Consider the following 1,172-nt stretch of genomic DNA (forward strand, 5'->3'; position numbering starts at 1 on the left):
AACGATGCACCGACTGTCTCGGCGGCACTGACCGACCAAGCCACAGACCAAGGCAGCGCCTTTAGCTTTGGCGTGCCTGCGGGCACCTTCGCCGATATCGACAGCGGTGATACGCTCACCCTGTCGGCTAGCACACCTGCATGGCTCAGCTTTGATGCCACCACCGGCACCTTCAGCGGCACGCCGGCGAACAGCGATGTAGGCACTGCCGCCATCACGGTCACCGCCACCGATAGCCAGGGTGCAACCGTCACGTCCACCTTTAACCTGGTGGTTAACAACGTTAACGACGCACCGGTACTGGATCCCATCGCGCAAGTCAGCGCCAAGGAAGATGGTGCCGTGGTTAAGGGCACTATCACCTCCACGGATATCGATGCGGGTGACACAGCGACCTATACGATTGCGACCAGTGTTGCCGGACTGACATTCAACAATGACGGCACTTGGACATTCGATCCAAGCAACGCGGCGTATCAGTCACTTCCTGAAGGTCAGACCCAGACCCTGACCATTCCGGTCACGGTCACCGACAGCGCAAATGCGACTGACACCAAAGACTTAGTCATTACCCTTACCGGCACTAACGATGCGCCTGTGCTGAATGCTATTTCTGCACAAACTGTTGCGGAAGACGCCAGCATCTCAGGCAGCGTCACAGGCTCAGATGTAGATGCGGGCGACACCATCACCTATTCGATTGCCAATCCTGTCGATGGGCTGACACTCAACACCGATGGCAGCTGGGCATTTGATGCCAGCCACGCGGCGTATCAGTCGCTGGGCGTAGGTCAAACTCAAGTACTCAACATTGATGTCACTGGCACCGACAGCCAAGGTGCGTCTGATGTACAGACATTAAGCATTACCGTCACCGGCACTAACGATGCACCAACGGTATCAGCGGCGCTGACCGACCAAGCCACAGACCAAGGCAGCGCCTTTAGCTTTGGCGTGCCTGCGGGGACATTCGCCGATATTGATACTGGCGATACACTCACTCTGTCGGCTAGCACACCGGCATGGCTCAGCTTCGATGCTGCAACCGGCACCTTCACAGGTACACCTACCAACAGCGATGTAGGTACGACCAGCATTACCGTTACCGCCACCGACAGCCAGGGCGCAACCGTCACGTCCACCTTTAACCTGGTGGTTAACAACGTTAACGA

1 protein-coding gene is annotated in these 1,172 nt (G+C 57.1%); it reads left to right on the top strand.

Annotation, left to right across the window (positions count from 1 at the left end):
* A partial coding sequence (locus tag LZP69_RS15855) for a putative Ig domain-containing protein (RefSeq protein ID WP_234201687.1) occupies nt 1-1,172 on the top strand: 1,172 nt, incomplete at both ends.

This window comes from Shewanella sp. AS1, from assembly GCF_021412565.1.
Taxonomy (GTDB): domain Bacteria; phylum Pseudomonadota; class Gammaproteobacteria; order Enterobacterales; family Shewanellaceae; genus Shewanella.